Origin of the sequence: Chryseobacterium sp. FH2, from assembly GCF_001045455.1 — a bacterium.
Taxonomy (GTDB): domain Bacteria; phylum Bacteroidota; class Bacteroidia; order Flavobacteriales; family Weeksellaceae; genus Chryseobacterium.
This window is the reverse complement of record NZ_LFNE01000002.1, coordinates 351,612-377,585: the sequence shown is the minus strand read 5'-3', so window position 1 is coordinate 377,585 and position 25,974 is coordinate 351,612. Positions and strand designations below refer to the sequence as shown.

Annotated in this window: 25 protein-coding genes; 15 read left to right on the top strand and 10 right to left on the bottom strand. The window is 33.4% G+C overall.

The features are described from left to right. The first annotated feature begins 55 nt into the window (after positions 1-55). Entirely contained in the window at positions 56-595 is a 540-nt protein-coding gene (locus ACM39_RS04610) for a nucleotide exchange factor GrpE (RefSeq protein WP_410470239.1), read from the top strand. A gap of 78 nt (positions 596-673) precedes the next feature. Further along, positions 674-1,789, top strand: a complete 1,116-nt coding sequence (gene dnaJ / locus ACM39_RS04605) for a molecular chaperone DnaJ (protein ID WP_048509841.1) — start codon at positions 674-676, stop codon at positions 1,787-1,789. Positions 1,790-1,917: 128 nt separating this feature from the next. Here the strand turns inward: dnaJ and ACM39_RS04600 are convergent, their stop codons facing one another. Next, positions 1,918-2,835 (bottom strand): acyltransferase family protein, encoded by a 918-nt coding sequence (locus ACM39_RS04600; protein ID WP_082140519.1) that lies wholly within the window; start codon positions 2,833-2,835, stop codon positions 1,918-1,920. 78 nt (positions 2,836-2,913) lie between these two features. Beyond that, the gene (locus ACM39_RS04595) at positions 2,914-3,813 is read right to left on the bottom strand and encodes a DUF808 domain-containing protein (protein ID WP_048509839.1); all 900 of its coding nucleotides are present in this window, start codon (positions 3,811-3,813) and stop codon (positions 2,914-2,916) included. Positions 3,814-3,981: 168 nt separating this feature from the next. Here ACM39_RS04595 and ACM39_RS04590 point away from each other — a divergent pair, with 168 nt between their 5' ends. Continuing rightward, positions 3,982-4,851, top strand: a complete 870-nt coding sequence (locus ACM39_RS04590) for an alpha/beta hydrolase (protein ID WP_048509838.1) — start codon at positions 3,982-3,984, stop codon at positions 4,849-4,851. Positions 4,852-4,924: 73 nt separating this feature from the next. Here the strand turns inward: ACM39_RS04590 and ACM39_RS04585 are convergent, their stop codons facing one another. The 3 genes from ACM39_RS04585 to ACM39_RS04575 form a co-directional block, all read right to left on the bottom strand. Beyond that, positions 4,925-5,635 carry a DedA family protein gene (locus ACM39_RS04585; RefSeq protein WP_048509837.1) on the bottom strand — a complete coding sequence of 237 codons (711 nt, stop codon included), beginning with the start codon at positions 5,633-5,635 and terminating at the stop codon, positions 4,925-4,927. A gap of 85 nt (positions 5,636-5,720) precedes the next feature. Continuing rightward, a complete protein-coding gene (gene prfB / locus ACM39_RS04580) occupies positions 5,721-6,833 on the bottom strand; it encodes a peptide chain release factor 2 (protein WP_048509836.1) in 1,113 nt (370 codons plus the stop codon). 126 nt (positions 6,834-6,959) lie between these two features. After that, positions 6,960-8,321 (bottom strand): ATP-binding protein, encoded by a 1,362-nt coding sequence (locus ACM39_RS04575; RefSeq protein WP_048509835.1) that lies wholly within the window; start codon positions 8,319-8,321, stop codon positions 6,960-6,962. Between the two features lie 115 nt (positions 8,322-8,436). Here ACM39_RS04575 and ACM39_RS04570 point away from each other — a divergent pair, with 115 nt between their 5' ends. From ACM39_RS04570 to ACM39_RS04560, 3 genes are all read left to right on the top strand, one after another. Further along, positions 8,437-9,339, top strand: a complete 903-nt coding sequence (locus tag ACM39_RS04570; RefSeq protein WP_048509834.1) for an ABC transporter ATP-binding protein — start codon at positions 8,437-8,439, stop codon at positions 9,337-9,339. Positions 9,340-9,341: 2 nt separating this feature from the next. Beyond that, positions 9,342-10,187: an ABC transporter permease gene (locus ACM39_RS04565; protein WP_048509833.1), complete on the top strand. Its 846-nt coding sequence runs from the start codon at positions 9,342-9,344 to the stop codon at positions 10,185-10,187. 211 nt (positions 10,188-10,398) lie between these two features. Then, the gene (locus tag ACM39_RS04560; protein WP_048509832.1) at positions 10,399-10,947 is read left to right on the top strand and encodes a murein L,D-transpeptidase catalytic domain-containing protein; all 549 of its coding nucleotides are present in this window, start codon (positions 10,399-10,401) and stop codon (positions 10,945-10,947) included. Positions 10,948-10,978: 31 nt separating this feature from the next. Here ACM39_RS04560 and msrB read toward each other — a convergent pair whose 3' ends face one another. From msrB to ACM39_RS04540, 4 genes are all read right to left on the bottom strand, one after another. Next, a complete protein-coding gene (msrB, locus tag ACM39_RS04555; RefSeq protein ID WP_048509947.1) occupies positions 10,979-12,070 on the bottom strand; it encodes a peptide-methionine (R)-S-oxide reductase MsrB in 1,092 nt (363 codons plus the stop codon). Between the two features lie 10 nt (positions 12,071-12,080). Beyond that, the gene (locus ACM39_RS04550) at positions 12,081-12,539 is read right to left on the bottom strand and encodes a DUF417 family protein (protein WP_048509831.1); all 459 of its coding nucleotides are present in this window, start codon (positions 12,537-12,539) and stop codon (positions 12,081-12,083) included. 80 nt (positions 12,540-12,619) lie between these two features. Continuing rightward, positions 12,620-12,892, bottom strand: a complete 273-nt coding sequence (locus ACM39_RS04545) for a hypothetical protein (RefSeq protein WP_048509830.1) — start codon at positions 12,890-12,892, stop codon at positions 12,620-12,622. Between the two features lie 9 nt (positions 12,893-12,901). Then, a complete protein-coding gene (locus ACM39_RS04540; protein WP_048509829.1) occupies positions 12,902-13,456 on the bottom strand; it encodes a sigma-70 family RNA polymerase sigma factor in 555 nt (184 codons plus the stop codon). A 370-nt stretch (positions 13,457-13,826) separates the two neighbouring features. Between ACM39_RS04540 and alaS the strand changes: the two genes are divergently transcribed. From alaS to ACM39_RS04515, 5 genes are all read left to right on the top strand, one after another. After that, positions 13,827-16,430, top strand: a complete 2,604-nt coding sequence (gene alaS, locus ACM39_RS04535; RefSeq protein ID WP_048509828.1) for an alanine--tRNA ligase — start codon at positions 13,827-13,829, stop codon at positions 16,428-16,430. A 153-nt stretch (positions 16,431-16,583) separates the two neighbouring features. Then, positions 16,584-18,779: a hypothetical protein gene (locus ACM39_RS04530; protein WP_048509827.1), complete on the top strand. Its 2,196-nt coding sequence runs from the start codon at positions 16,584-16,586 to the stop codon at positions 18,777-18,779. Positions 18,780-18,781: 2 nt separating this feature from the next. Beyond that, complete coding sequence (locus ACM39_RS04525; RefSeq protein WP_048509826.1) at positions 18,782-19,018, top strand: hypothetical protein; 237 nt, start codon at positions 18,782-18,784, stop codon at positions 19,016-19,018. A 310-nt stretch (positions 19,019-19,328) separates the two neighbouring features. Beyond that, a complete protein-coding gene (locus ACM39_RS04520; protein ID WP_131701408.1) occupies positions 19,329-19,511 on the top strand; it encodes a hypothetical protein in 183 nt (60 codons plus the stop codon). Between the two features lie 47 nt (positions 19,512-19,558). Further along, complete coding sequence (locus tag ACM39_RS04515) at positions 19,559-20,317, top strand: GLPGLI family protein (RefSeq protein ID WP_048509824.1); 759 nt, start codon at positions 19,559-19,561, stop codon at positions 20,315-20,317. A 353-nt stretch (positions 20,318-20,670) separates the two neighbouring features. Here the strand turns inward: ACM39_RS04515 and folP are convergent, their stop codons facing one another. Further along, on the bottom strand, positions 20,671-21,549 hold the full coding sequence (folP, locus tag ACM39_RS04510) for a dihydropteroate synthase (RefSeq protein WP_048509823.1): 879 nt from the start codon (positions 21,547-21,549) through the stop codon (positions 20,671-20,673). Between the two features lie 141 nt (positions 21,550-21,690). Between folP and ACM39_RS04505 the strand changes: the two genes are divergently transcribed. Genes ACM39_RS04505 through ACM39_RS04490 form a run of 4 tightly spaced genes read left to right on the top strand, consistent with a single transcriptional unit; the run spans position 21,691 to position 25,917 of the window. Continuing rightward, positions 21,691-22,257, top strand: a complete 567-nt coding sequence (locus ACM39_RS04505) for a DUF1599 domain-containing protein (RefSeq protein WP_048509822.1) — start codon at positions 21,691-21,693, stop codon at positions 22,255-22,257. A gap of 1 nt (position 22,258) precedes the next feature. Beyond that, positions 22,259-23,371, top strand: coding sequence for a BT_3928 family protein (locus ACM39_RS04500; protein WP_048509821.1), 1,113 nt, complete (start codon positions 22,259-22,261; stop codon positions 23,369-23,371). Positions 23,372-23,421: 50 nt separating this feature from the next. Then, on the top strand, positions 23,422-23,772 hold the full coding sequence (locus tag ACM39_RS04495; protein ID WP_048509820.1) for a TerB family tellurite resistance protein: 351 nt from the start codon (positions 23,422-23,424) through the stop codon (positions 23,770-23,772). Between the two features lie 18 nt (positions 23,773-23,790). Then, positions 23,791-25,917 (top strand): S9 family peptidase, encoded by a 2,127-nt coding sequence (locus tag ACM39_RS04490; protein WP_048509819.1) that lies wholly within the window; start codon positions 23,791-23,793, stop codon positions 25,915-25,917. The last annotated feature ends 57 nt before the right edge of the window (positions 25,918-25,974 follow it).

Sequence of the window (25,974 nt, the reverse complement as noted above, 5' to 3'; positions counted from 1 at the left end):
CTCACTTTTTTCTTTGGCAGACTCTTTGTCAAACAATAATGAAAATAAATATTGAATTATGGAAAATCAGGATATTAACGAAGAAAGCATCAATAATCAGGAAGATACAAATATTCAGAACGAAGAAATGTCTGAGGAAAATGTGACAGCTACACCGTCTGCAGAGGAACTTTTGGCAGAAGAAAAAGACCGTTACATCAGATTGTACGCTGAGTTCGAAAACTATAAAAAAAGAACTTCAAAAGAAAAAATGGAGTTTTTCCAATATGCGAATCAGGACATGATGGTTTCTATGCTTGGAGTTTTGGATGATTTTGAAAGAGCCATTAAAGAAATCGCTAAAAACGGGAATCCTGCCGATCTGCAAGGCGTTGAATTAATCTACAATAAATTCAAAAATAAACTGACGGAAAAAGGTTTGAAACCAATGGAAGTAAAAACCGGAGACAGTTTTAATGTAGATTTCCATGAGGCTATTACTCAAATTCCTGCCCCTTCAGAAGACTTAAAAGGTAAAATTGTAGATGTAATCGAAACCGGATATACTTTAGGTGATAAAGTAATCCGTTTTGCTAAAGTAGTTACTGGTAATTAATATTAATAAATGATAAATGCTATAAGCAATACGCTTTAGGCAATAAGCTTCATTTATCAATAATCAATTATAAAAGACATGTCAAAAAGAGATTATTACGAGGTTCTAGAGATCAGTAAATCTGCATCAACCGAAGAAATAAAAAAAGCATACCGTAAAATGGCTATCAAATATCATCCTGATAAAAATCCGGGTGATAAGGAAGCTGAAGAAAGATTCAAAGAAGCAGCAGAAGCTTACGAAGTATTAAGTGACGATCAAAAACGTGCAAGATATGATCAGTACGGCCATGCAGGAGTTGGTGGAAACGGCGGCTTCGGTGGCGGTTTTGGCGGCGGAATGAATATGGAAGATATTTTCAGCCAGTTTGGAGATATTTTCGGCGGCGGTGGTTTCGGAGGATTCGGCGGTGGTGGTGGCCGGCAGCAAGTGAAAGGTTCTAATTTAAGAATCAGAATCAAGCTGAACCTTGATGAAATGGTAAACGGAACGCAAAAAACTATCAAAGTAAAGAAAATGAAGATGGCGGAAGGTGCCACTTCAAAAACCTGTCCTACTTGTAACGGCTCCGGTGTTCAGGTAAAAATTATGAACACCATGTTTGGTCAAATGCAGACTCAAACAACTTGCGGAACTTGCCAGGGAATCGGAAAAGTTGCAGATAAAATTCCAGCCGGGGCTAATGCTCAAGGTCTTATCAAGGATGAAGAGGAAATCACAATCAACATTCCTGCAGGAGCAAGAGACGGGATCCAGCTGAATGTGAGAGGAAAAGGTAATGACGCCCCTTTTGGGGGAATTCCTGGAGATTTGTTGGTAATTGTAGAGGAAGAAGTTGACAAAGTAATCAAGAGAGAAGGAGATAATCTTCATCAGGAATTATATGTTTCTTTTGCTGAAGCAGCTTTGGGAACTAAAAAAGAAGTTCCGACTGTTGGCGGAAAAGTAAAAATCACCGTTGACCCGGGAACCCAGTCCGGAAAGATCCTGAGATTAGCAGGAAAAGGTCTTCCAAGTATCGACAGCTACGGAAAAGGAGATATGTTTATCCATATCAATGTCTGGACCCCGCAAAGGCTTACAAAAGACCAAAAAGATTTCTTCGAAAAGCAAATGGCTAGCGGAGAAATGGTTGCAGAGCCATCCGGAAAGGAAAAAACTTTCTTCGAAAAAGTAAAAGATTTATTCAATTAAATATATTTAAAAGGATTCTTACGGGAATCCTTTTTTTTATTAATAATACTCTTCTGTTTTACGTTTTATCCCTAAAAAATTTTCTTCACCTGATTTTATTATTCCGGTAAAAAATAAAACTATAATCTTTAAAGTAAATATTTTACTTTTTTATTAATTAAAACTAAAATTAAACTTACAGCCAGTAAGACAACGGTAAAAATTATATCTTGATACTTTATATCAGAATCATAGATCCAGCTTATTAATAACGGATGAATCAGATAAATTGCAGTAGAAATACTCGCCAGAATTTTAGAATCTGTTTTTACAGGAATATTCTTACAATACAAGAATAAAACGGGACAGGCAATTAACAAAGAAAATAATAAATCAATACTTTCTTTTTTGTTTAAATTAAACACCTGGTAATTAAGAAAGGCCTCGAAAATAATTAAGAAAATGCTTGCAATTACAAATAAAACTGATGGTTTTTGTTTTACATCAAGTTTATGTTTTTTTATTAAAAATCCCATTCCCAAAAAAGGAAAGCATACAAATAAAAAGTTTCTGTAGGTCGGGTACAAATTCAATGTGGAATCAATCTCCCCTTTAAAATAATGAGAGTTTCCCAAAAATTGCAGAAGATAACCGCAACAGAATAAAATTAAAATAATACCAATTAATATTTTTGAAGAAATTTTTCTTAATGAAAATAAAATAATTCCCGAGAAAAAAGTCCCAATCAAATACCACAAATGATGATAACCAAAGAAAATATTTAATATATAACTGTCTTTTTCTTTCCATAAAGGAATGTAAACAGCAGACCAAATTGTGTACAGCAAAAATATTCTTATCAACCACTTTTTCAATTTTTGGATATCATTGATGTAATAAAAATAATATCCCGAAATAATTAAAAAGACAGGAACTCCTACTCTGAAAAGTCCATTTACCAAAATATAACTTAAAGACGGATACCAATCTCTCAACACATGCATATGTAGAAAAACTACAAAAAACGCCAATATAATCTTTAAAATATCAATGGATAAACTTCTCATATCAAAATCAAAAAAAGCTTATGAATACATATTGCTAAAGTATTCATAAGCTTGTATATATTTTCAACTTTATACCAATTATTTACGTGCAGCCAAAGAGTAGACTTTCTTTCCAACGGTGAAAAGTGCTACGGCAAGTAATCCTCCGGTAAGTCCAAGAATAATTTCTTTTACAATAATAAGAATTTCATTTGAAGACCAAGATGGTAAAACATGATGAAGAAATTCTACTCTATGCGCAAAAATACCGCCGGCTACCATGATTAAAGCAATTGTACCGATAACTCCTAAAGCTTTAATAACAACAGGTAAAGCCTTTACCAACAAATGTCCAAGCTTTCCGAAAAACCCTTTGTCATTACTTTTTTTGATCAATTTAAATCCGGCATCATCCATTCTTACAATAAGAGCCACAATTCCGTAGACTCCTACAGTCGCAATAAATGCAACCAAACTCGTTACCAAAATCTGAGTAATGAAAGGATGGCTCTCTTCCAATACAGTTCCCAAAGCAATAATTACAATCTCAATTGATAAAATAAAATCTGTGGTAATTGCCGATTTTACCTTTGCTTTTTCTATTTCTTCGTCACTTTTTCCGTCTTCTATAATTTCTTCAGCCACTTCATGACCTTCTTTGGAACGGTGAAAAAGAAACTCTATAATTTTTTCAACTCCTTCAAAAGCTAAATATAATCCTCCAAGAATCAATACATAATTAATCGCCGGAGCATACAGCCAATTGAGTAAAAATACGATAGGCAGAATGATAAGTTTATTGACAAAAGATCCTTTTGTAATCGCCCACAAGACCGGTATTTCTCTTGAAGAAAGGAAACCTGTGGCTTTTTCAGCATTCACCGCTAAATCATCACCTAAAATTCCTGCTGTTTTCTGAGTTGCTATTTTACTTGTAACTGCTACATCATCCATCAGAGCTGCAATATCATCCAAAATTGCAAAAAAACCAGATGCCATATATTTTAATTTTTTTTTAATGTTTGTTAAGTTCAGCAAAAATAATGTTTTTCCCAGTATTTTTAAGTTGTTTAAAAATAATTATTTTCAGGCCTGAACAGTCTCAGACTGTAATATCTTTTACGTATTACATTGAATATTTTAGATTATTTTAATTAACTTTAATTTATGAAAAAGCTAGTTCTCAGGTATCATTTTTTTGTTTTAGGAGCCATCAGCTTTTTATTAAATTCATGTAATAGTAAATTCCGGGTGTGGGTGGGAACTAATAATCAACAAAAAATCTACAACTTAAAATATGGCGAACATAAAAGACAAAAGATGGATGTATTCCTTCCGTCAAGTTATTCCGAAACATCTCCGATAGTCTTAATTATTCATGGCGGGGCCTGGAAATACGGAAGAAAAGAACATATGATTCTGATTCAGAAAATGCTTTTTGAGAATAATATTCCAAGTATTAATATGAACTACAGGCTGGTTTCAAAATCAAAAGCTATTACCTATCGCGAGCAATTAGAAGACATTAATCAAGCTATCAATAAATTTAATTCTTTAGCTGAAAAAGCCGAACTTCAACCCAATAATTATATCATCCTGGGCGAAAGCGCCGGCGGGCATTTAGCTTTATTATATGGTTATCAAAATCCTGATCAGATAAAGAAAATCATTTCATTGAGCGGTCCTACAGATTTTTATTCCAAGGGGTATTTGCAATCATTTTATTCAAAATATTCTTCACCTACCATTCAAAAAGTTGTTGGAACAAAATTTAACCGTAAAAATATTTCTGAAGAATTCAGAAAGGCAAGCCCGATAGCGAATGTTTCCCATGTTCCGACACTATTATTTCAGGGGAATAAGGACTTTTTAGTAAATCCACACCAGGGTTTAGCATTAGATTCGGCTTTAACAGCTCAAAACATCCCTCATAAATTGGTTTTTATGGAAAACTCAGGGCATGCACCCAGATTTTTTAACAAGAAAAAGAGAGACAGCATCATTTATCCCAATATTCTGGAATGGATTAAAAATTAATGAGTGACTTTAATATGTATAAACAAAAAAATAACCCGCTTTTGAGCAGGTTATTTTTTATAATGTATTTAAATTAATCCTTTTTTTCTTCATCATCGAAGTGATTTTCATATTTAGAAAAATCGTCTTTTTTTCCAAATAAAAATTTAATTACTATGGGAAGAGTCGTTACCAAAACGATAACCAAAATAATTAATTCTAATTTTTTCTTTAAATCAATCCCAAACTGCTCCATAAACAATTTATCTAAATAATGACCCGCAAAAATTAATAAAAATGACCATAAAACAGCCCCGATAATATTATCTCTGAGGAATGCTTTTTTATCCATCTTTACAATTCCGGCAACAATCGGTGTAAAAGTTCTTACCACCGGTAAAAATCTTGCCATAATAATTGCCAATGCTCCATTTTTTTCAAAGAAATCATGAGCCTGATATAGGTATTTTTTCTTGAAAAGCATCGTATCTTTCTTTTTATATAACGCAGGACCGGTTTTAAGTCCAAAATAATATCCTACTTCATTACCAATAATTGCGGCAATTGCTACAGCAGAAGCTAAAAGAGTCGTATCCAAAAAATCATTTCCTGTAGAGCCGAAAGTCTCAGAAATAATTTTTACGGCATAAATTCCCGATACAAAAAGCAAAGAATCTCCTGGAAGGAAAAACCCTATAAATAAACCTGTTTCCGCAAAAACAATAAATAAAATTAACCAAAAACCACCATTATTTATATAAAACTCCGGGTTTAATAAATCTTTCCAATTATTGAAATCTTCCATACAATTTGATAAGTAACAAAAATAAGCTTAATAAACTTCAAAAGGAAATTTATTATTAGATTTTAACTAAATTTAAATATGATTTTTATAAGTTTACATCATCATCAGAAACCGCCGTTCCATCAGCCATTAAGAACGCTTTCAGGAAAGGGGTAAGATTTCCGTTCATCACAGAATCTACGTCTGATGTTTCATAACCGGAGCGTACATCTTTTACCAATTTATAAGGATGCATTACATAGTTTCTAATCTGGCTTCCCCACTCGATTTTCATCTTATTAGCTTCGATTTCGTTACGGGCCTTCATACGTTCCTCCAGTTCCATTTCATAAAGCCTTGAACGAAGCAATTGCATCGCTTTTTCCTTATTCTGAAGCTGCGAACGGGATTCCGAATTTTCAATGATGATGCCTGTCGGTGCATGACGGAGACGAACAGCTGTTTCAACTTTATTTACGTTCTGACCTCCTGCTCCGGAAGACCTCATTGTCTCAAACGAAATATCTGCAGGATTAATATTAATCTCAATCGTATCGTCTACCAACGGGTAAACGTATACCGAAACGAAACTTGTATGACGTTTTGCGTTAGAGTCGAAAGGTGAAATTCTAACCAGTCTGTGAACTCCGTTTTCTCCTTTGAGATAACCAAACGCAAATTCACCATCAATCTCTAAAGTAACGGTTTTTACTCCTGCGACATCACCTTCCTGAAAATTCAGTTCACGGATTTTATAACCTTGTTTTTCAGACCACATAGTATACATCCTCATCAACATTGCCGCCCAATCACAACTTTCTGTACCTCCCGCACCAGCAGTAATTTGTAAGACCGCCGAAAGTTCATCGCCTTCATTGGAAAGCATATTTTTAAACTCAATATCTTCGATTTTATCTACTAATTTCGGAAAAGTTTCATCTAGTTCTTTTTCAGAATCAGGGTCTTCTTTTGCAAAATCTGCCAGCACCTGTAAATCCTCAAATTGAGTTTTAATTTCTTCGTAATCTTCCACCCATTTTTTCTTCGAACGCAATTGTTTTAGAAAAGGCTCGGCAGCTTTAGGATTATCCCAAAATTCAGGGGCAGCAGTCTTCTCATCATCATTGGCAATTTCTATCTTCTTTTTTTCTATTTGAAGATATTTATATAGATCATCAATTCTTGATTGAATTTCTTTTATCTGGTCGTTGTTAATCACGAATCTTTCTTTTTTGCAAAAATAAGGATAAAATTATAAGCTATGAATGATGAGCCATGAATTAACGACAGAAATGATTATAATTTTAAGCAACTTATCATTCACAACTCATAAATATATTAATTATCATCCTTTGTCTTTTTCTTCTTCTTCCCCACTATGATGAAAACCAATAATCCTTTGTGGTTCTTCCACAATTCTGTAAGTATCGAGCTCTTTTTTAAGAGCCTGAACCCTATGTCTGAAGTCATCAAGATTATTGATGATAACATCGCTTAAAAATCTCGCAATTTGATCTAAATACTCTTCGGTGAGTTTACCTTTTGCATCTCTCAGAGCTCCGTTCAATAGTGTCTGATCTATTTTAAGGTTTTCATTTCTTGTTCTTTGATAAAGATTTTTAATTCTCTTTTTCAAACTTTGGGTAAAATCAATCACCATAGTATTACTGAAAACTTTCATTTGAGAAGAAACCTCGTGCCAGAAAGGAACCTTATCAGCCTTGTTATTTTGCAGAATTTTATACAGCAAGGAATCTTTTTCAAGATTTTTTGTCATAGCATACAGGATAATCTCGGAACGTTCAGTAGCATTCGGCGGAAAAACAGGGATCATTACATCAAATCTTCCGGGAGCCATAATTTCTTCATCAATTTCTGAAACTGAGTTCGCAGAACCTACCATCAGCAAGTCTTCCTGCTCAAATTTACCTATATAATGAAGAATAATTTCCTGGGTTTCAAGATTACAAGATGCTACATCAGTTTCAGCCTTTCTTTCCATCATTATTTCGTCAAAATCTTCAAGGAAAAGCAGGACTTTGTCGTCCGTCATCATCGTTACCAGAAAATCATTAAAATTGGTTTTGTTTCCATCCACAAAAGAAGTTCCTAAATAGTGTTTTTTAACTTCTTTAAACTGATAGCCAATAATTTCCGCAATTTTATTCGCCCAAAAAATTTTACCGCTTCCCGGAGGTCCGTATAAAATAATTCCTGCTGGCTTATGGATTCCCCAGTCTTTGATCTGCTGTGGATTTAAAAACGGTTCCAAAACTTCCGAGATATAGAAAAACAAGTCTCTGTAACCGATAAAATCTCTATGCTGAAGACTTGTTTTATGACCAAAATAATCATAGACAAACTGATAGTTCCCTCCTAATTTGTTATCAATTCCGTAACTGGAAATAGACGAACGGAAAAGCCCGTTATCAAAAATATTAGGATTAAACTCTTTTATTGCCTGTTCTACTTTTTCTTTAGGCCTATTAATTTTATCCGCGATTTGTTCTAACGTTTTAGTCTTATCCAGATCCTTTTCGTAAAGCTGTAAAAAATCTAAATTTTCACGGGCAAACTTTTCAAAATCTTCCTTTACCTCGAAATTGGTACTTACACATTCAGCAAGCTCAATATCAAAATCCTGTATAAATTGTTTAATTGCTTCTGCTGAAACATTCAGTTCTTTTGCTAATTCAATTAACTTCATAATTCCCTGTTAGTTCTATCAAATTTAATATTTAATCTCGAAAATTATATTGATTTATGATAATTCTGTAACATTTTATTATTTATATAGACTACTACTATGTAAAACAAATTACATGGAAAAAATTTTATCAGTAAAGAATCTGACAAAAAAATTCAAAAGAGTTGTGGTAAACAATATTTCTTTTGATGTGGAAAAAGGTAATGTTTACGGACTTCTCGGACCAAACGGAAGCGGAAAATCTACTACTTTCGGGATGCTGCTTTCAACGATTAATCCTACAAGTGGCGAATGGTACTGGTTTGGAAAGAAAGGTACGGATTCCAGTACATTAAAAAAAATTGGGGCTATTATCGAACAGCCAAATTTTTATCCTTATTTAAGCGCTGAAACCAATCTGAAAATTGTCGCTGAAATTAAGGAAGCACCTCAGCAGAGAATTGATGAAGTTTTAACAACTGTTGGGTTGATTGAAAGGAAGAAAGATATTTTCAAAACCTTTTCTTTAGGAATGAAACAGCGTTTGGCGATTGCATCTGCAATGCTCAACAATCCTGAAGTACTAATTTTGGATGAACCCACAAACGGACTTGATCCCGAAGGAATTATCCAGATCAGGGAAATCATCAGCAATATTGCAAAACAAGGCATTACCATCATCATTGCAAGCCACCTCCTGGATGAAATTGAAAAAATATGCAGCCATGTGATTATACTGAAAGAAGGAAATTCCATTTACAGCGGAAGAGTGGACGAGATGACAGCAAACAATGGTTATTTTGAACTAAAAGCAGATAATAACACATTGCTTTTAAGTGCATTGGAGGAACTTCACTGGTTTAATTCCGTTAAACAACAAGGTGAAATCATCAAAGCTCAAATCCGTGATGATGCTTCGGTTTCGGCTTCAGCTTTAAATCAAAAACTGGCTGAAAAAGGTATTTTCTTATCTCATCTGACAAAGAAAAAACTGTCTCTGGAAACTCAATTTCTTGAACTTGTAAAAAACACAAAATAACCATGATAAAATTATTAAAACTAGAATATTACAAAAACCTGAATTACAGACCATTCAAGGTTTTCACAGTTCTTTATTTTGCGATTTTAATTGCCTTACTTTTCATTGGTTTGGTTGATATTAATATCTTGGGAAATCCTATTAATCTGAAAGAACAGGGAATTTATAATTTCCCTGAAATCTGGAATTTTACAACATGGATTGTCGCTTTACTTAAAATTTTCTTGGGACTAATCATTGTTTTTTCGATTTGTCAGGAGTTCAGCAATAGAATGTTTAAACAAAATACTATCGACGGCTTAAGCAGAAAAGAATTTATTACTTCAAAACTTTTAACGATCTCCGTTTTTACCATTGTTTCTACATTGATTGTATTTGTAATCACCTTGTTTTTAGGATATAATTATTCCACTGTAACAGATCCCTCAAAAGTTTTTGAAGAGATTTTCTTTATCGGCAATTATTTTGTGAAACTATTTACGTTTTTTTGTTTTTTGATGTTTTTATCAATTCTGTTAAGAAAATCAATGTTTGTTTTCCTGGGATTCTTTGTATATTGGGTTATTGAAGGAATTTTGGTAGCCTTAGAGGTTTTTCAAAAAGTGAATAATACACAAGAGCTTGAAAGAATGAAAATATTAAAAGAACATTTTTTCGTTACTCACCTTTTACCTCTTGAAAGCATGTCAAGCCTCATTCCCAACCCAATGATGAGACTGAAAATGGCAAAAATGATGGGCTTAAAATATGAGTTCACTTATCCTGCCGAAAGTATGATTGCATGTTTAGTCTGGTGTGGAATTTTCATTTTCGGTTCTTATTGGATTTTGAGAAAAAGAGATTGGTAGGTTCCAATTAAAAAAATTGGAAATATAAAAATAATGTAAAGTGGTTTTTTGAGCCACTTTTTGTTTTATATTTAAACTTCAAATTAGAAACAACAAATGATTCAGCTTTCAATTTCTAAAATTATCAAAACACCTTTTTTCATTTTAACTTTCTTGTGTTTATCTTGCTCAGATAAAAAAGAAAATATTTTTAAGGCTTTAACTTCTTCGGATAAGAAAAAAACCCTCTTTAAATATTGATAAAACAAATAAAAAAGCGGAAGAAGCATTATCTTTTTGTAAACAAAAAAAATTCAATACAGATTTTTGTATTTTGATTGATATGAGCTTACATTCCGGTGTAAACAGATTTTTTATTTATGATTTTAATAAAAAGAAAATTATTCAGAAATATCTTGTAGGCCATGGCTGCGGAAACAACATCTGGAGCTGGGCTCAATCCAGAGATAATCCCAGCTTTAGTAATGAAGACGGAAGCCATCTTTCATCTCTTGGAAAATATAAAATAGGTGAGCGAGGCGTTAGCGAATGGGGAATTAAAGTAAAATATTTAATGCACGGACTGGAAGATACAAATAATAATGCTTTAAAAAGAGCCATCGTTTTTCACTCCTGGGAAAAAATGGACGACAATGAAATTTTTCCGAAAGGCTCTCCCGAGGGTTGGGGTTGCCCGACTGTTTCAAACAATGCATTAAGTGAAATTGATCCTATATTGAAAGGTTCACCAAAACCTGTACTCATGTGGATTTACAACTAAAAAAGGCTGCCTCTCGACAACCTTTTTTCAATTACTTTTTATCCAGCAGGGAAATATATTCGCCATAACCTTTTTTTTCCATTTCCGCTTTCGGAATAAACTTCAAGGAAGCACTGTTGATACAATAACGAAGTCCGCCTTTATCCACCGGCCCGTCATTGAAAACATGTCCTAAATGTGCATCTCCCGTTTTACTTCTTACTTCGACTCTTGTCATTCCGGCTGATTTGTCTAATTTTTCGTCAATCAGTTTTTTGGTAATCGGTTTTGAAAAGCTTGGCCATCCACAACCTGATTCAAACTTATCTGTTGAGATAAATAAGGGTTCTCCGGTTGTAATATCCACATAAATTCCTTCGCGGGTTTCATCCCAATATTCATTTTTGAAAGGCATTTCAGTCGCATTTTCCTGCGTAACTCTATATTGTTCTGAAGTTAATTTTTCTTTTAAAACTTTTTTATCCTGCTTCTGATATTTTGCTTTCGGAAGCGGGTTTGCATTTTTTGCCATTTCAAAAAGCCCCGGCTCGATGTGGCAGTATCCTCCCGGATTTTTATCCAAATAATCCTGGTGATAATCTTCTGCTTTATAGAAATTTTTCAAAGGAATTGTTTCTACGACAACTGGTTTATTATAATTTTTAGATAATTTTTCAACTTCGGCTTTTATGATTGCTTCTGTATCTTTATCTGTTGAATAAATTCCTGTACGGTATTGATCTCCCCTGTCATTTCCTTGTTTATTGACGCTCGTTGGGTCAATTGTTTTAAAATATAAATCAATTAAAAATTTCAAATCTACCTGTTCCGGATCATATTTCACTTTTACCGTTTCCGCAAAACCTGTGGTATGGCTTATAACTTCTTCATAAGTAGGATTAGTTTTATTTCCGTTAGCGTATCCCACTTCTGTTCCCACAACTCCACGAATTTGCTGAAAAAAGTGTTCAGTCCCCCAAAAACATCCGCCTGCAAAATAAACTTCTTTTACATTTTTATTGTCCATAATTGTCTCATTTTCTTTTTTATTTTCTGTAGATTTCTTTTTTAATGAATCTCCACAGCTGGTTGCAAAAACTGCTATTCCCAAGACTACACTGAGTAACATTAATATATTTTTCATTTTTATCTTTTTATTTATATTCATTTTTCCCATTTAAAAGCATTAAACCAAATCCTAAAAACAATAAGTCTTTCAGAATAAAAAAATCTGTCACCGGAATACTGTCTACCACCTTCCAGATTCCCGGAGTTGTCAATAAATAACTCAAAGTGGTAAGGAAAATGACAATCATTCCAATAGCTGCATACCTTCCTAGAAATGCAAATTTCACACTAAACAGCAAAAGTAAAGCAATGATAATTTCTATCACTCCGATAGCATTTGACACTGCTTGAACGCTTACAAAATTATATACGAAAAAAGTAAGAAAATGGTTTTCGATTAAAGGTCTGATAGCATTTGCTTCAGTTGGTGTGAATTTGAAAATTCCGATCCAAAGTAAAATAAGTGATGCTCCGAAAAGCGAAACAAAATAGCCGATCTTGCCCGCTTGGTTTTCCTGATTAACTGGTAATGTAGTTCCATTCATTTTTGTAAGATTTTGAATTATTACTTTATTATTTTCAAAAGTATAGTCGGAACCATTTCAAAATCCTGACACAATTTTTATTAAATATCTAAATTTTTAAACATTTTTTCTTTAAAGTTCTGAATTTCAGAATCATTAATTTCATTTTTTTCTTCCTGAGAGAGTTTTCTTTTTAAGATATCATCCAAAATCTCTAGTTTTTGTTTGTAGGCTCTGCACCATTTGCAGATTTTTAAATGCAGAGAAAGTTTCCGGTTCTCTTTTGGAGAAATGTTTTCTGCATTGCGTTTTTCCATGAGTAAAGTAGCTTCGCTGCATGGTAAAAAGATAATATGTATTAGTTTTTTTAGCATCTTTTTCAATTATGATTTTGCAAACCAATTAAATTCCAGGCACTCTCGCAACTGTATTCGACTCCTTTGCAGAATCTTCCAAAGATTAGTCGTAGAAATATTCAATTCCTGACTCACTTCCCATGCCTTTTTTTCTTCAAGATAATACATTTTCATCGGAATCTTCCATCTGGAAGGTAAATCTTCCATACAATTTTCCAATGTTTTATTAAAATCATTATCATCTAGAAGTTCAGTTTCTTTGTTGGAAGCGTTCCAATCATTGAGGATATCATCATTTTTCCACGAACCGGTTTCATCAAAAAAATGGTCTAACCTTATTTGTGGTTCAGATTTATATTTTTTGCGATAAAAATCAGCAACTTTTCTATTTAAAATAGTCATCATCCAAGTCAGCGGCTGACTTTTCCCTTCAAAATTATCATACGACGAAAAAGCAGAAATAAAAACCTCCTGAACAATATCTTCCGCCTCCACCTTATCTGAAAGCAGATAAACCGCCCTTCTCAGTAATGATTCCGAGTACTGTTCTATCCAGTTTTTGATTGTTTCATTTTTTGTCATATTCCACTTTTATCTTTTCAGATAATCACGAATATAATAAGTTAAAAGGAAAAGTACAAAGTTTTGTTTTACCATAATCTGCAAACACTGGATTAAATTGTAACACATTGAAGAAGCGACTGTAACACTAGCCCTGATTGCAGCATTTGTTTGAGCTCATTTTTTGATTTTCGGGCTGCGGCGGCAAAGCCGCCGCAGCCCGAAAATCAAAAAATAGCGAGTGCGGAAAGCGGGAAATAGCTCTTAAAAATGTTTAAATTATTAAAACAAATCTTTCCAAAAGTATTAAATATTTAAAACTAAATCAGCTAAAAACATTAAATTTGCATCTTATCAAAAATTTGTAAAAAGCAAAGCAATATATATCATTATGACATCACAAGAGATTCGTCAGAAATTTTTAGATTATTTTAAAAGTAAAGACCACCTTATCGTTCCTTCTGCGCCTATCGTGCTGAAAGACGATCCCACCTTAATGTTTTCCAACTCAGGAATGACGCAGTTCAAAGATTTTTTCTTAGGTTACAAAACACCTGCTGCCCCAAGAATTGCCGATACACAAAAATGCCTGAGGGTTTCGGGAAAGCATAACGATTTGGATGATGTAGGTAGAGATACTTACCATCACACCATGTTTGAAATGTTGGGGAACTGGTCTTTTGGTGATTATTTCAAAAAAAATGCTATTGCTTTTGCCTGGGAATTATTAACGGAAGTTTATGGAATTCCGAAAGAAAACCTGTATGTAACGATTTTTGAAGGAGATGCTTCCGAAAATTTAGATAGAGATCAGGATGCTTATGATTATTGGAAAGCTGTAATTTCTGAAGACAGAATTATCAACGGAAACAAAAAAGATAATTTCTGGGAAATGGGGGCAAGCGGGCCTTGTGGACCTTGTTCCGAAATCCATGTGGATTTAAGAAGTGAAGAAGAAAAAGCTAAAGTCTCCGGACTTGAATTGGTGAACAATGATCACCCTCAAGTGGTGGAAATTTGGAATCTCGTTTTCATGCAATATAACCGTAAGGCGGATGGAAGCTTAGAAAACCTTCCGGCAAAACATATTGACACCGGAATGGGCTTTGAGCGTCTTTGTATGGCACTTCAAGGAAAATCTTCCAATTATGATACTGATGTTTTCACTCCGCTAATTGCTAAAGTTGAAGAACTTTCAGGAAAAAAATACACCGGAATTTTAGAAGAAGAAAAAGACATCGCAATCCGTGTTGTGGTAGACCATATCAGAGCGGTTTCTTTTGCGATTGCAGACGGGCAATTGCCTTCAAACGGGGGAGCTGGCTATGTAATCAGAAGAATTTTGAGAAGAGGAATTTCTTATTCTTACAGATTCCTGGACATGAAAGAACCTTTCCTCTATAAATTGGTTGCTGTCCTTCAGGAACAAATGGGTAAATTCTTCCCGGAATTGGAAAAACAAGGAAAATTAGTTTCAGAAGTTATTAGAAGTGAAGAAGAATCTTTCTTAAGAACGATTGAAAACGGATTAATCAGAGTTGAAAAGTTGATTCAGCAGACGATTGCTGCTCAGTCTAAAGTATTACCAACTGAAGAAGTATTCGAATTATACGATACTTACGGCTTTCCCGATGATTTGACAAGAATTATCGCTGAAGAAAAAGGGCTAACCATCGACGAAAAAGGATTTGAAGTTGCTCTAAATGAGCAAAAACAACGTTCAAAAGCTGATTCTGCACAGAAAGTATACGACTGGGTAACGTTAGAAGAAAGAGAGGAAAATTTTGTAGGTTACGACCAAATCGAAACTGAAACATATATTACAAGATACAGAAAAGTCGAAAATAAAGACGGTGAATTTTATCAGGTTGTGTTGAGCAACTCCCCTTTCTATCCTGAAGGTGGTGGACAGGTTGGCGATAAAGGTGTTCTTGAAAATGCAACTGAAAGTTTTGAAGTATTAGAAACAAAAAAGGAAAACGGATTAGTTGTTTCTTTAATCAATGGTCTTCCAAAAGATGCGGGTGCGGTTTTCTATGCTAAGGTAAATGCAACCGACAGAAAAAATTCTCAGGCTAATCACTCTGTAACCCACCTTTTACATGAAGCTTTGAGAGATGTTTTAGGAACTCACGTTGAGCAGAAAGGTTCTTACGTTGGGCCTGATTATCTTCGTTTTGACTTCTCGCATTTCAATAAAATGACTGAGGAAGAATTGGCTTTGATTGAAGAGAAGGTGAACGCAAAAATCAAAGAAAGCATTGCGCTACAGGAATTCAGAAATATCCCAATCAAAGAAGCAATTGACAAAGGGGCAATGGCTTTATTTGGTGAAAAATATGGTGACAGTGTAAGAATGATCCAATTCGGAAGTTCAAAAGAACTTTGTGGGGGAACACACGTAAAAAACACCAGTGAAATCGGTCATTTTAAAATCAATTCCGAAAGTTCTGCAGCTGCGGGAATCAGAAGAATAGAAGCAATTTCGGGTGATAAATCCGAAGAATATTTTAAAAATTTAGAAAAACAAATCATCGAACTTTCCCAGTTATTAAAATCTAAAGACGTTGTAAAATCTACCGAGAAATTGATCGAGGAAAATGCATCATTGAAATCTGAAGTTGACGCTTTGAAAAAAGAAAAGGCTAAAGGAGAAATCAGTGAGTGGAAAAACTCTTACGAGCAAAAAGGCGACAAACAGCTTTTAGTAAAGAAAACTTCTTTGGATGCAGGTTCTGTAAAAGATTTGGTGTTCCAGCTGAAGAAAGAAATTCCTACTTCTGTAACGGTTATTCTTTCTGATGCAGACGGAAAGCCGATGATTACAGTTGGAGTTTCTGATGATTTAGCTTCAAGTTATCAGGCTGGAGCTATCGTAAAAGATTTAGCAAAAGAAATCCAAGGTGGTGGAGGAGGAAATCCTGGTTTTGCTACAGCCGGAGGAAAAAATCTTGATGGGTTGGAAAATGCTTATCAAAAAGCATTGTCCCTTTAATCAACATTAAATTCATATATAAAAAACTCCCGGTAATTCAGGGAGTTTTTCCTTTATATTGAAAGATAATTCCAATTACAAATCATATTAATATCAATGAACAAAACTTTCCCGGGAGAATAAATATTATTACTTTTGACATAGTTTTTTCACATGAAAGGGTTTTTACTGATTATATTTTTCTGCGCGTTTGTTTTTGGTTTTTCACAATCAAAAGTTACAAACATTGAAGCTGTTGTCATTGAAGATAAAAGCGACCCGAGAGCATTAGAAATTTTAAAGAGAGTCAATCAGTCATTCAAAGAAAATTCACCTAAAAGTTTAAGCTCATATGCTTACAAATCTTATGAAAAAATTTCATTAGACATTGATGAAGACAGTATTTCTCAGTTTAATAAATTTTTTAACGATGCGAGTATTTTAAAAAAGAAAAGAGAAAAAGATTCACTAAATAACGTTTCAGCCAAAAAAATATTCGCAAACAGTAAACTCTTCTTGTGGGAAAGAGCTCAGGAGTTTTTGTATTCTCAAAAATACGGTGAAAAAATTAATATTCTAGACAATAGAATCTCCGGTCTGCGACAACCTATTTACGAAATGATTGCTCTTCAACAGAGCAACAGAGATAAGCTCCCAAATCAGTTAAAACAGGAAAACCGAGGTCTTTACAGATTTTTCCTTACTGATACGATTACACTTGACGGAAGAAAAAATTTCGTCATCCGTTTCCGTGAGGTTAATTTTAAAAAGCCTGATAAAAAAAGAAAGTATAACGGAGTAATTTATGTTGATACCGAAACCTACGGTGTAAAAAAGATTGAAAATTTCAGTAAAACTAAAAACGACGGAATTATTACCAGTACGTGGACTTATTTCAACGATAAATGGTTTTTAGCCCAAGAAACCGTAAAAATGAAGATGAGTAATATGGCCATGCAGGAAGATGATAAAGAGCATCCGGAGCAGAAAAAAAACAGGACCAGTTTTGGGACTTATGCTTTTCTTACTTCCAGATATTTTGATTTCATCTCGCCTATTGAAGAAAATAAAAGTGATTTTAAAGGCTATACTTTTTCCGTAAAAAGTGCCGATGGAAAAAGTTTGAATTTATATCGTACAGATCCTTTAACGGACCGGGAAAGAAACACTTACAAAACAATTGACAGCCTCGGAAGGAAATATAATATTGACAGTAAAGCTCAGATTTTATCCGGATTGCTGAACGGACAAATCAGGGTCGGAAGTTTGGATTTTGCCATCGATGAAGTGGTAAACTATAACTTATATGAGGGATTCAGAGTAGGTTTAAAAGCTAAACTTAATGAAAATTTCAATCCTTATTTTTCTCCCGATTATTATTTTGCTTACGGCTTCAAGGATGATCAATGGAAATACGGAATCGGGCTTGATATGAAGACAACTTTGGAAAAAAATTCATATTTCAGGGCTGAATATTATAATGATGTGACTGCTTCCGGTGAGTTTTACAGAAAACTCTGGAGCTTTAAAATGCGTACAATGAATTATGGAAATAATATCAATAACGATAGGTATTTTCACTTCAGAGGAGCATCCTTATCTTATAACAATGATATTAGCAATGCTTTAACTTTAATTTTTGCAACGAGAAGAAATCTTGAGGAAGCCATGTTTGATTATTCATTCAGAAACAGAGGTGCATCTTTTGATAATTTCAGTACGTTATTTACTCTAAAATATTCTCCGAATTCTACCAATATTATGACTCCACAGGGAAAATCATTGCTTGACCAGAAATTTCCGGAAATTTACCTCAATTACGAACAGAGCTATAAAACCTTGGGTGGAGATTTTAATTATTCACGTTTTGATTTACTTTTCCTGCACAATTTCAAAACAATGTTGGGGAATACCGGTCTCAGATTGTATGGCGGAATCGTTTTGGGTGAAGCTCCGATTTGGAAAAACTTTACAATGAATGGCTTAGCATCTTCAAGAAAAGATTTTAATTTTAATCTCACTTCCTATCTTGGCTTTGCAACATTGGAAGGGGGAAAATATTATAATGATAAATTTGTAGCTTATTATGTTACTCATAAGCTTCCTTTATATTTTAAAAGTTTCGGGCAAAATGTTTCAAGTTTTGACTTTGTTTTAAGAGGAACGATCGGAAATATGAAACATCCGGAATATCATGATTTCAGATTCAGAAAGCTTGACCATTTGTATCAGGAAGTAGGTTTGGAATGGAATAATTTCCTTTCAAGCTACTTTAATTTAGGATTATTTTATAGAGTAGGGTATTATACAACTCCGAATTTTAAGCAAAATTTTGCGATTCAGTTTAAATTAAAATTATTAGATTTTTAACCATGCAGAAAATAGAAATAAAAGCAGAACAGTTTTTTGAATTATTAAAATTAAAAGATACTCCGATGTGGGAAATTTTCTCACAAATGATTGACGGAAACGAAAAAGAACTCATCTTTTTAGATAATGAAAATAAAATACTTTTCAACTATTTTTTGCCTTCAACACAGGAAAAGTTAGAAGACGACAGAAAAGAATTTTCAAAACAGTTTACCGATAAATTGAATAACCTGAATTAAAATAAAGTTGAGTTTTTACTCAGCTTTTTTATTAGATTTTCAACGAAATGTAAATATTTGTCCCTCCCGGGTCTCCTAAAAAAGTTGAAAATTTTCGTTAAAATATTATTCTCCATTTAAATTTTTACCATTAAAAGCAAAATATATTAAACTTTTGATTTACAACACCTTACTACAGCTACATGTTGTGAAAATTCAACAAAATTTGTATAATTTTCTATACTATAATTTTTTGGTTAGCGTTGTATGTTTGTAAAAGTTTAATCAATTAAATTTTTTACAAATGAAAAAGAAAATTTTATTTTGTGCTATGATGGGAATTTCAGTTATGGCTTTTGCTACAACCCTTCAGGCAGCATGGACGTCGACTTGTGGAGTTAGGCACATTACTACATTTACCGGCAACTGGAGTCAGTCTGATATGGCTCTTTGGATTGCCGAAACAAATGCGGATGAATGTGGTAATTATCCTTCAAGTGTAACTTTTAATTAAAAATTACAAAGGCTGCTCAAACGGCAGCCTTAATATTTGAATATTATATGAAAAGAATATTATTTTTAGGATTTGTTTTAGTGAATATCCTCATTTTTGGGCAAAAAATCTCTTTTATCCCATCTATAAGAGCTTACTACGACTCTACTTTAAATTTGGGAGAAAAATTCAAAAAGGATCAAAAATTCGTATTAATAGGTAATTCTCAGGATTATTATTTTGCTGCTAATCAAAACTACCTTAATGATTCCGGACAATACGAAATGCAAGGAGTTGATGTAGGAGCAATAAGTGATTATTTTAAAGAAAGAATAATTGAAAAGGACGGCATTACCAATACTTTTTTAACAGTCACTTCCAGCAAGATACGGTATCAGGAAAAGATTGATTTGAAATGGGTTCTTTATGGAGACATTAAAATAATAAACGGGGTAAGATGCCAAATGGCAACAACCAATAAATTTGGAAGAAGATGGGTTGCTTATTTTTCTAAAGAATATCCCCAATCTCTAGGTCCTTATAAATTTACTGGTTTACCCGGACTAATCTTTGAATTATATGATACAAGAGGTGACTATCATTTTACAATAACAAAAGTTGAAAAGTTTAAAGAAGAATTTGATTTCAACTTAAACGCTTTTAAGAATTATCCAAAAAATAAATATTTACAGGCATCATTTAATGTTCAATTCACTTCAGCTGCAATCCCATCTTTACAAGGGGAAATGAGAAAACAGTTTGATGATATGATGAAAAGAAAACAAAAGAGATATAACAACCCTTTGGAATTAAAACCATTTGAATAAAAATCCTCACAAAAAAATTGTGAGGATCAATATTTAACAAATAAAATTTTATCTAATTTTGTTTCAGGCTTTTAATAAGTTCCTGAATTTGTTCACTTAATTTTTCTGCAGTGTCTTTATCCGAAAGATTAATAATGATGCCATTTTGGTTACCTGAAGAATTGTCATTATTAATAGAGATAATACTACTGCTTGAACTTTCAAAAAGTTCTTCAATCTTTACTCCAAAAATATCTGCAAGCTTAGGAATATGCCCTGATTTTACTTCGTAATTTTTTAAGATTCGTTCCTACGCTCATATCTTTGTTTTAGACAAATTTATATATTTGTTTTTGAAAGTTAACAAAAATCATTCAAATTTTCGAAAGGCTCGTTCTTAAAAATTCATCAACTGTCTTCTTCGTTTCTGCAACATCATGAACCCGTAAAATTTTTGCACCTTGCTGTAAAACCTTTATATGAAGTTTCTGCGTTTCGTCGTTAATATCCAATGGGGATTTCCCTAGAGGCTTGTAAATGAATGATTTTCTTGAAATCCCGATTAATAAAGGAAATTTCTCAAAACCGATATATTGAACCTCACCAATCATCTTCATTTGATCTTCAACTGTTTTTCCAAAACCAAAACCCGGATCTAAAATAATATCGGTTATCCCTTTTTCCAGCAGTTCGTTTGTTTTTTCAGAAAAATATTGATTAACCGAAAGTGTGATATCTTCAAATTTTATTTTATCATGCATCACTTCATAAGAAGGATTTACATGCATTAAGATATAAGGAAGTTTTGTTTCCGCGACTGTATGATACATTTTATCATCATATTGGCCTCCGGAAATATCATTAACAATATCAATGCCTTCATTAAAACCAAACTTTACGGTTTCCGAATAAAAAGTATCTAAAGAAATTAAAGTTTCCGGAAATTCTTTCTTGATTAAAGAAATCATGTTCCCGATTCTTCTGACTTCTTCTTCACTGCTTAAAAATTCGGCATTTGGGCGCGTAGATTGCGGGCCTATATCAATGATTTCAGCACCATCATTAATAAGATTTTCAGTGTGCTGCAATGCAGATTTTTCATTATTAAACAGTCCTCCGTCAGAAAAAGAATCCGGTGTAAGATTCAGGATTCCCATGATTTTCGGAGTGTTTAATTCAACTAATCTTCCATTACAATTGATTGAGTGAAAAGGTTTGAGAATTTGAGGGTTGGATGATTTATTATTAAACATTATTGGAATTATAAGTTGAAATATATTTTACAAAAGTAAAACAAAAAACCTACAAATCTCCCACTCTAAACTCTCAAACTCTCCTATTTACAACTCTTGTCAAACACAAAATTTCGTATATTTGAAAGATTAAGAGAATTTATGTTGAAAACATCAGTACAGTTCGAAAAAGTTATAGGTGAGTGCCGTGATTTGTTTAGCAAAAAACTGAAAGATTACGGTGCAGCTTGGAGGGTTTTAAGGCCAAGTTCAATTACGGATCAGATTTACATTAAAGTCAACAGAATCCGTACGTTGCAAATGACTGATAAAAAAATGGTGGATGAAAGCGAAGAAAGTGAGTTCATTGCTATTGTCAACTATTCTATCATCGCACTTATTCAGCTTGAGAAAGGCCTTTCCAATGATTTTAACGAAAATACAGAAGAGATTTTAAACCTTTACGACAAATATTCCAACGAAGCCAAAGCTTTAATGGAAAGGAAAAACCACGATTACGGTGAAGCCTGGAGAGATATGAGAATTTCTTCTATTACAGATTTGATTTATCAAAAAGTTCTAAGAACAAAACAAATTGAAGATAATCAAGGTGTTACCATTGTTTCCGAAGGTTTAGATGCCAACTATTTTGATATGCTGAATTATTCTGTTTTCTGCCTTATAAAATTTTCCGAAAAAGAAAACAATTTCGAACCCAAAACTATTTAATATGATCAAAGGTTTATTACGTTTTGTTATTGCCGTTATTTTTATCCTTTCAGGATTTGTAAAAGCTGTGGATTTGGTTGGTTTTTCCTTCAAAATGGAAGAATACTTCTCTCCCACTGTTTTCAATATGCCTTTTTTTGAAAAATTTGCTTTGCTTTTTTCGGTAATTGTAGTAATACTGGAGCTTTTGCTTGGTTTCATGCTTTTATTAAAATTAAAACTAAAATTCACTCTTTCCGCATTGATTGCACTTTGTATATTCTTTGGATTTCTTACGTTTTATTCCGCGTATTTTAATGTGGTTACGGATTGCGGATGTTTTGGGGATGCTATTAAATTTACACCCTGGCAAAGTTTCATCAAAGATGTCGTGCTTTTGGCAGGGCTGATTTTATTATTTATCCTTTACAGAAAAGAATTTAAGAAGAAAGATAATTACAGTTTCAGTGAGAAAACGGAATCTTCAAATAAATTCAAATATATTCTTTTGGGAATATTTTCAGCAGCAATGATTTACATTATGGTTCACGGAATTATTCAGGAACCGATTATCGATTTCCGTGATTATAAAATCGGGACAGATTTGAAAGCTGAAAAAGAAAAAATCGCTAAAAATCCGTCAGAATACAAAACTTTTTATTCCCTGAAAAATCAGAAAACAGGAGAAGTTTTAAAGGTAAATCAGGACGATTATATCAAAGAAACAAAATATTGGGAAGAAGGCTCGCCTTGGAAAATCGAGGAAGGAAAAAACGAATCTGTTCTGGTAAAAGAAGGGTATAAATCTGAAATTGTGAAATTTAAAATCGAGGATCCTTCCGGAATGGAACTTACAGATGAAATTATCAAAGCTCCAAAAGCAATTTTAGTTTTTTCTTATCACCCAAAAGATGTTTCTCCCGAATTGATTCAAAAAGTTGAAAACAAGATTAAATCTCAGAAAGATGCTCTCGTTTATGGAGTTTCAACTGACCCGAATACTTTTAAAACAATCAAAAATGTAATGATGGACGGAACTGCCATCAAAACTATTGCAAGGAGTAACCCGTTTGTTTTAATTCTAAAAAATGGAATTATCGTAAACAAACAGCCTGCAAAAGATTTCATCAATTAGAAATCAGCTCAATTTTAAAACACTACACTTTAAATTATAAACTTATTTTAATGCAAAAATCAAATAAATCCATCGCCGGTTATCACTTATTAATGATTCTTTCATCCGTAGACGGAGAGTTTTCACCGGAAGAAGGAATGCTTATTCAACAATATTTGGCAGATGAGTTCCCTTTCAGAATGAATCTTGATAACGAATTGGAAACGCTGGCTCTACTGCAGCCTGAAGAATGGAAAGATCATTTTGAATTTCATGCTCGCTGTTTTCATGATGACTCTACGGAAGACGAACGAGTAAAATTTTCTCAATTTGCTAAGAGCTTAATAAAAGCTGACAATGTAGTCACTGATGAAGAACATACTTTCTACAAGCTTTTAAAGAATCTCTGGAAACTGGATTAAGCTAAATACAATATAACCATGAAAAAATTTTATTTGTCACTACTAATAATGAGTACAGCTACATTTCAGTCTCAAAAGTTCCCTGATCTTAAAGCTCCGATTGCTGAAAAACAGGAACATATCAGAGATATACATGGCGATAAAGTGAATGATCCATATTACTGGATGATTGATTATTTCAAAAAAGGAAAAGATTCTGCCAAAGTTGTTGATTACCTAAAGGCAGAAAACAACTATTGGGAAGGTATGATGAAAGACACGGAACCTTTCAGAGAAAGGCTTTTCCAAGAAATGAAAGCCAGAATTAAAGAAAAAGATGAATCTGTCCCTGTTTTCAAAAATGGATATTATTATTATTCGCGAACTGAAACAGGGAAACAGTATTTTAAATATTGCAGAAAAAAAGGAAGCCTTACCGCGCCGGAGGAAATTCTTCTGGATGTTGACCAATTGGCTGAAGGACATCCTTATTATTCGGCTTCGGGTTTCAGCATAAGTCCGGACAATACGAAGTTGGTTTATGGTGTAGATGATGTTTCCAGAAGACAGTATAAATTAGTTTTAAAAGATTTATCTACAGGAAAAACCACGGATTTAGGTATCAAAAATACAACAGGATCTGCAACCTGGGCAAATGACAACAAAACCATTTTCTATACAGGAAAAAATCCAGAAACACTTTTAACAGAGAAAATTTTCAGACATACTTTAGGAACTGATCCTGCTAAAGATGTCATGGTATACGAAGAAAAAGATAAATCAAACTATATCGGGGTCGGAAAATCAAAGAACGAAAAATTCATCATGATTTATTCAGGAGCGACCACTTCTTCTGAAACAAGATACCTGAAAGCCGATGAACCTAACGGAACATTTAAAGTTTTCCAGCCGAGAATGAAAGATGTTTTGTATGACATAACTCCTCTTGAAGATAAATTTTTAATTACGACCAATAAAAATGCCTTAAACTTTAAAGTAATGGAGGCTCCTTTGGATAAAACAGGAGTTGAAAACTGGAAAGATTTTATTCCGCACAGAAAAGATGTGTTGATGGAAGGAATCAGTGAGTTTAAAAACTACCTTGTTTTCAGTGAAAGACAAAATGGGCTATCTCAATTGGTGATTTACGATAGAAAAACAGGTAAAAAAGAATTTCTGAAATTTGATGAACCGGCCTATACTGTTTATCCATCAGGAAATCCTGAATATAACACAGATAATTTTAGATTTGGTTATACTTCCATGATTACACCAAGTTCTCAGTTTGAACAGGATCTGAAAACCGGAAAAAGAACTTTATTAAAACAACAGGAAGTTTTGGGAGGCTATAATAAAGAAAATTATGTCACGGAAAGACTCTTTGCCACAGCAAAAGACGGAACTGAGATCCCGATCTCCATTGTTTATAAGAAAGGATATAAAAAAGACGGAAACAGCCCGCTTCTACTCTACGCTTACGGTTCTTACGGAAGCTCTATGGATGCCAGTTTCAGCAGTACAAGATTGAGTCTTTTAGACCGAGGTTTTGCATTTGCTATTGCTCACATCCGTGGAGGTCAGGAGATGGGAAGACAGTGGTATGAAGACGGTAAAATGATGAAAAAGAAGAATACTTTCACAGATTTTATCGATGCCGGAGAATATTTGGTGAAAGAAAAATATACTTCACCGAAACATCTTTATGCACAAGGCGGAAGCGCAGGAGGTCTTTTAATGGGAGCAGTTGTGAATATGAGCCCCAATTTATGGAACGGAGCAATTGCACAGGTTCCTTTTGTAGATGTTGTCAACACAATGCTGGATGAAAATATTCCATTGACAACCAATGAGTATGATGAATGGGGAAATCCGAATAATAAAGATGCTTATCTTTATATGAAATCTTATTCTCCCTACGAAAATATTGAGAAGAAAAATTATCCGAATATTTTGGCAACAACAGGGTTACATGATTCTCAGGTACAATATTTTGAACCCGCAAAATGGGTGGCAAAATTGAGAGATATGAAGACTGATAAAAATGTAATATTATTAAAAACGGACATGGATTATGGTCACGGTGGTGCTTCAGGAAGATTTGATTACCTGAAAGATACAGCTTTGGTGTATACGTTTATGTTTAAATTAGAAGGAATTAATAAATAAAAATATCACGCAGATTTTGCAGATTTCAAATGACCGAAAATTAAAAGTAATTTATAT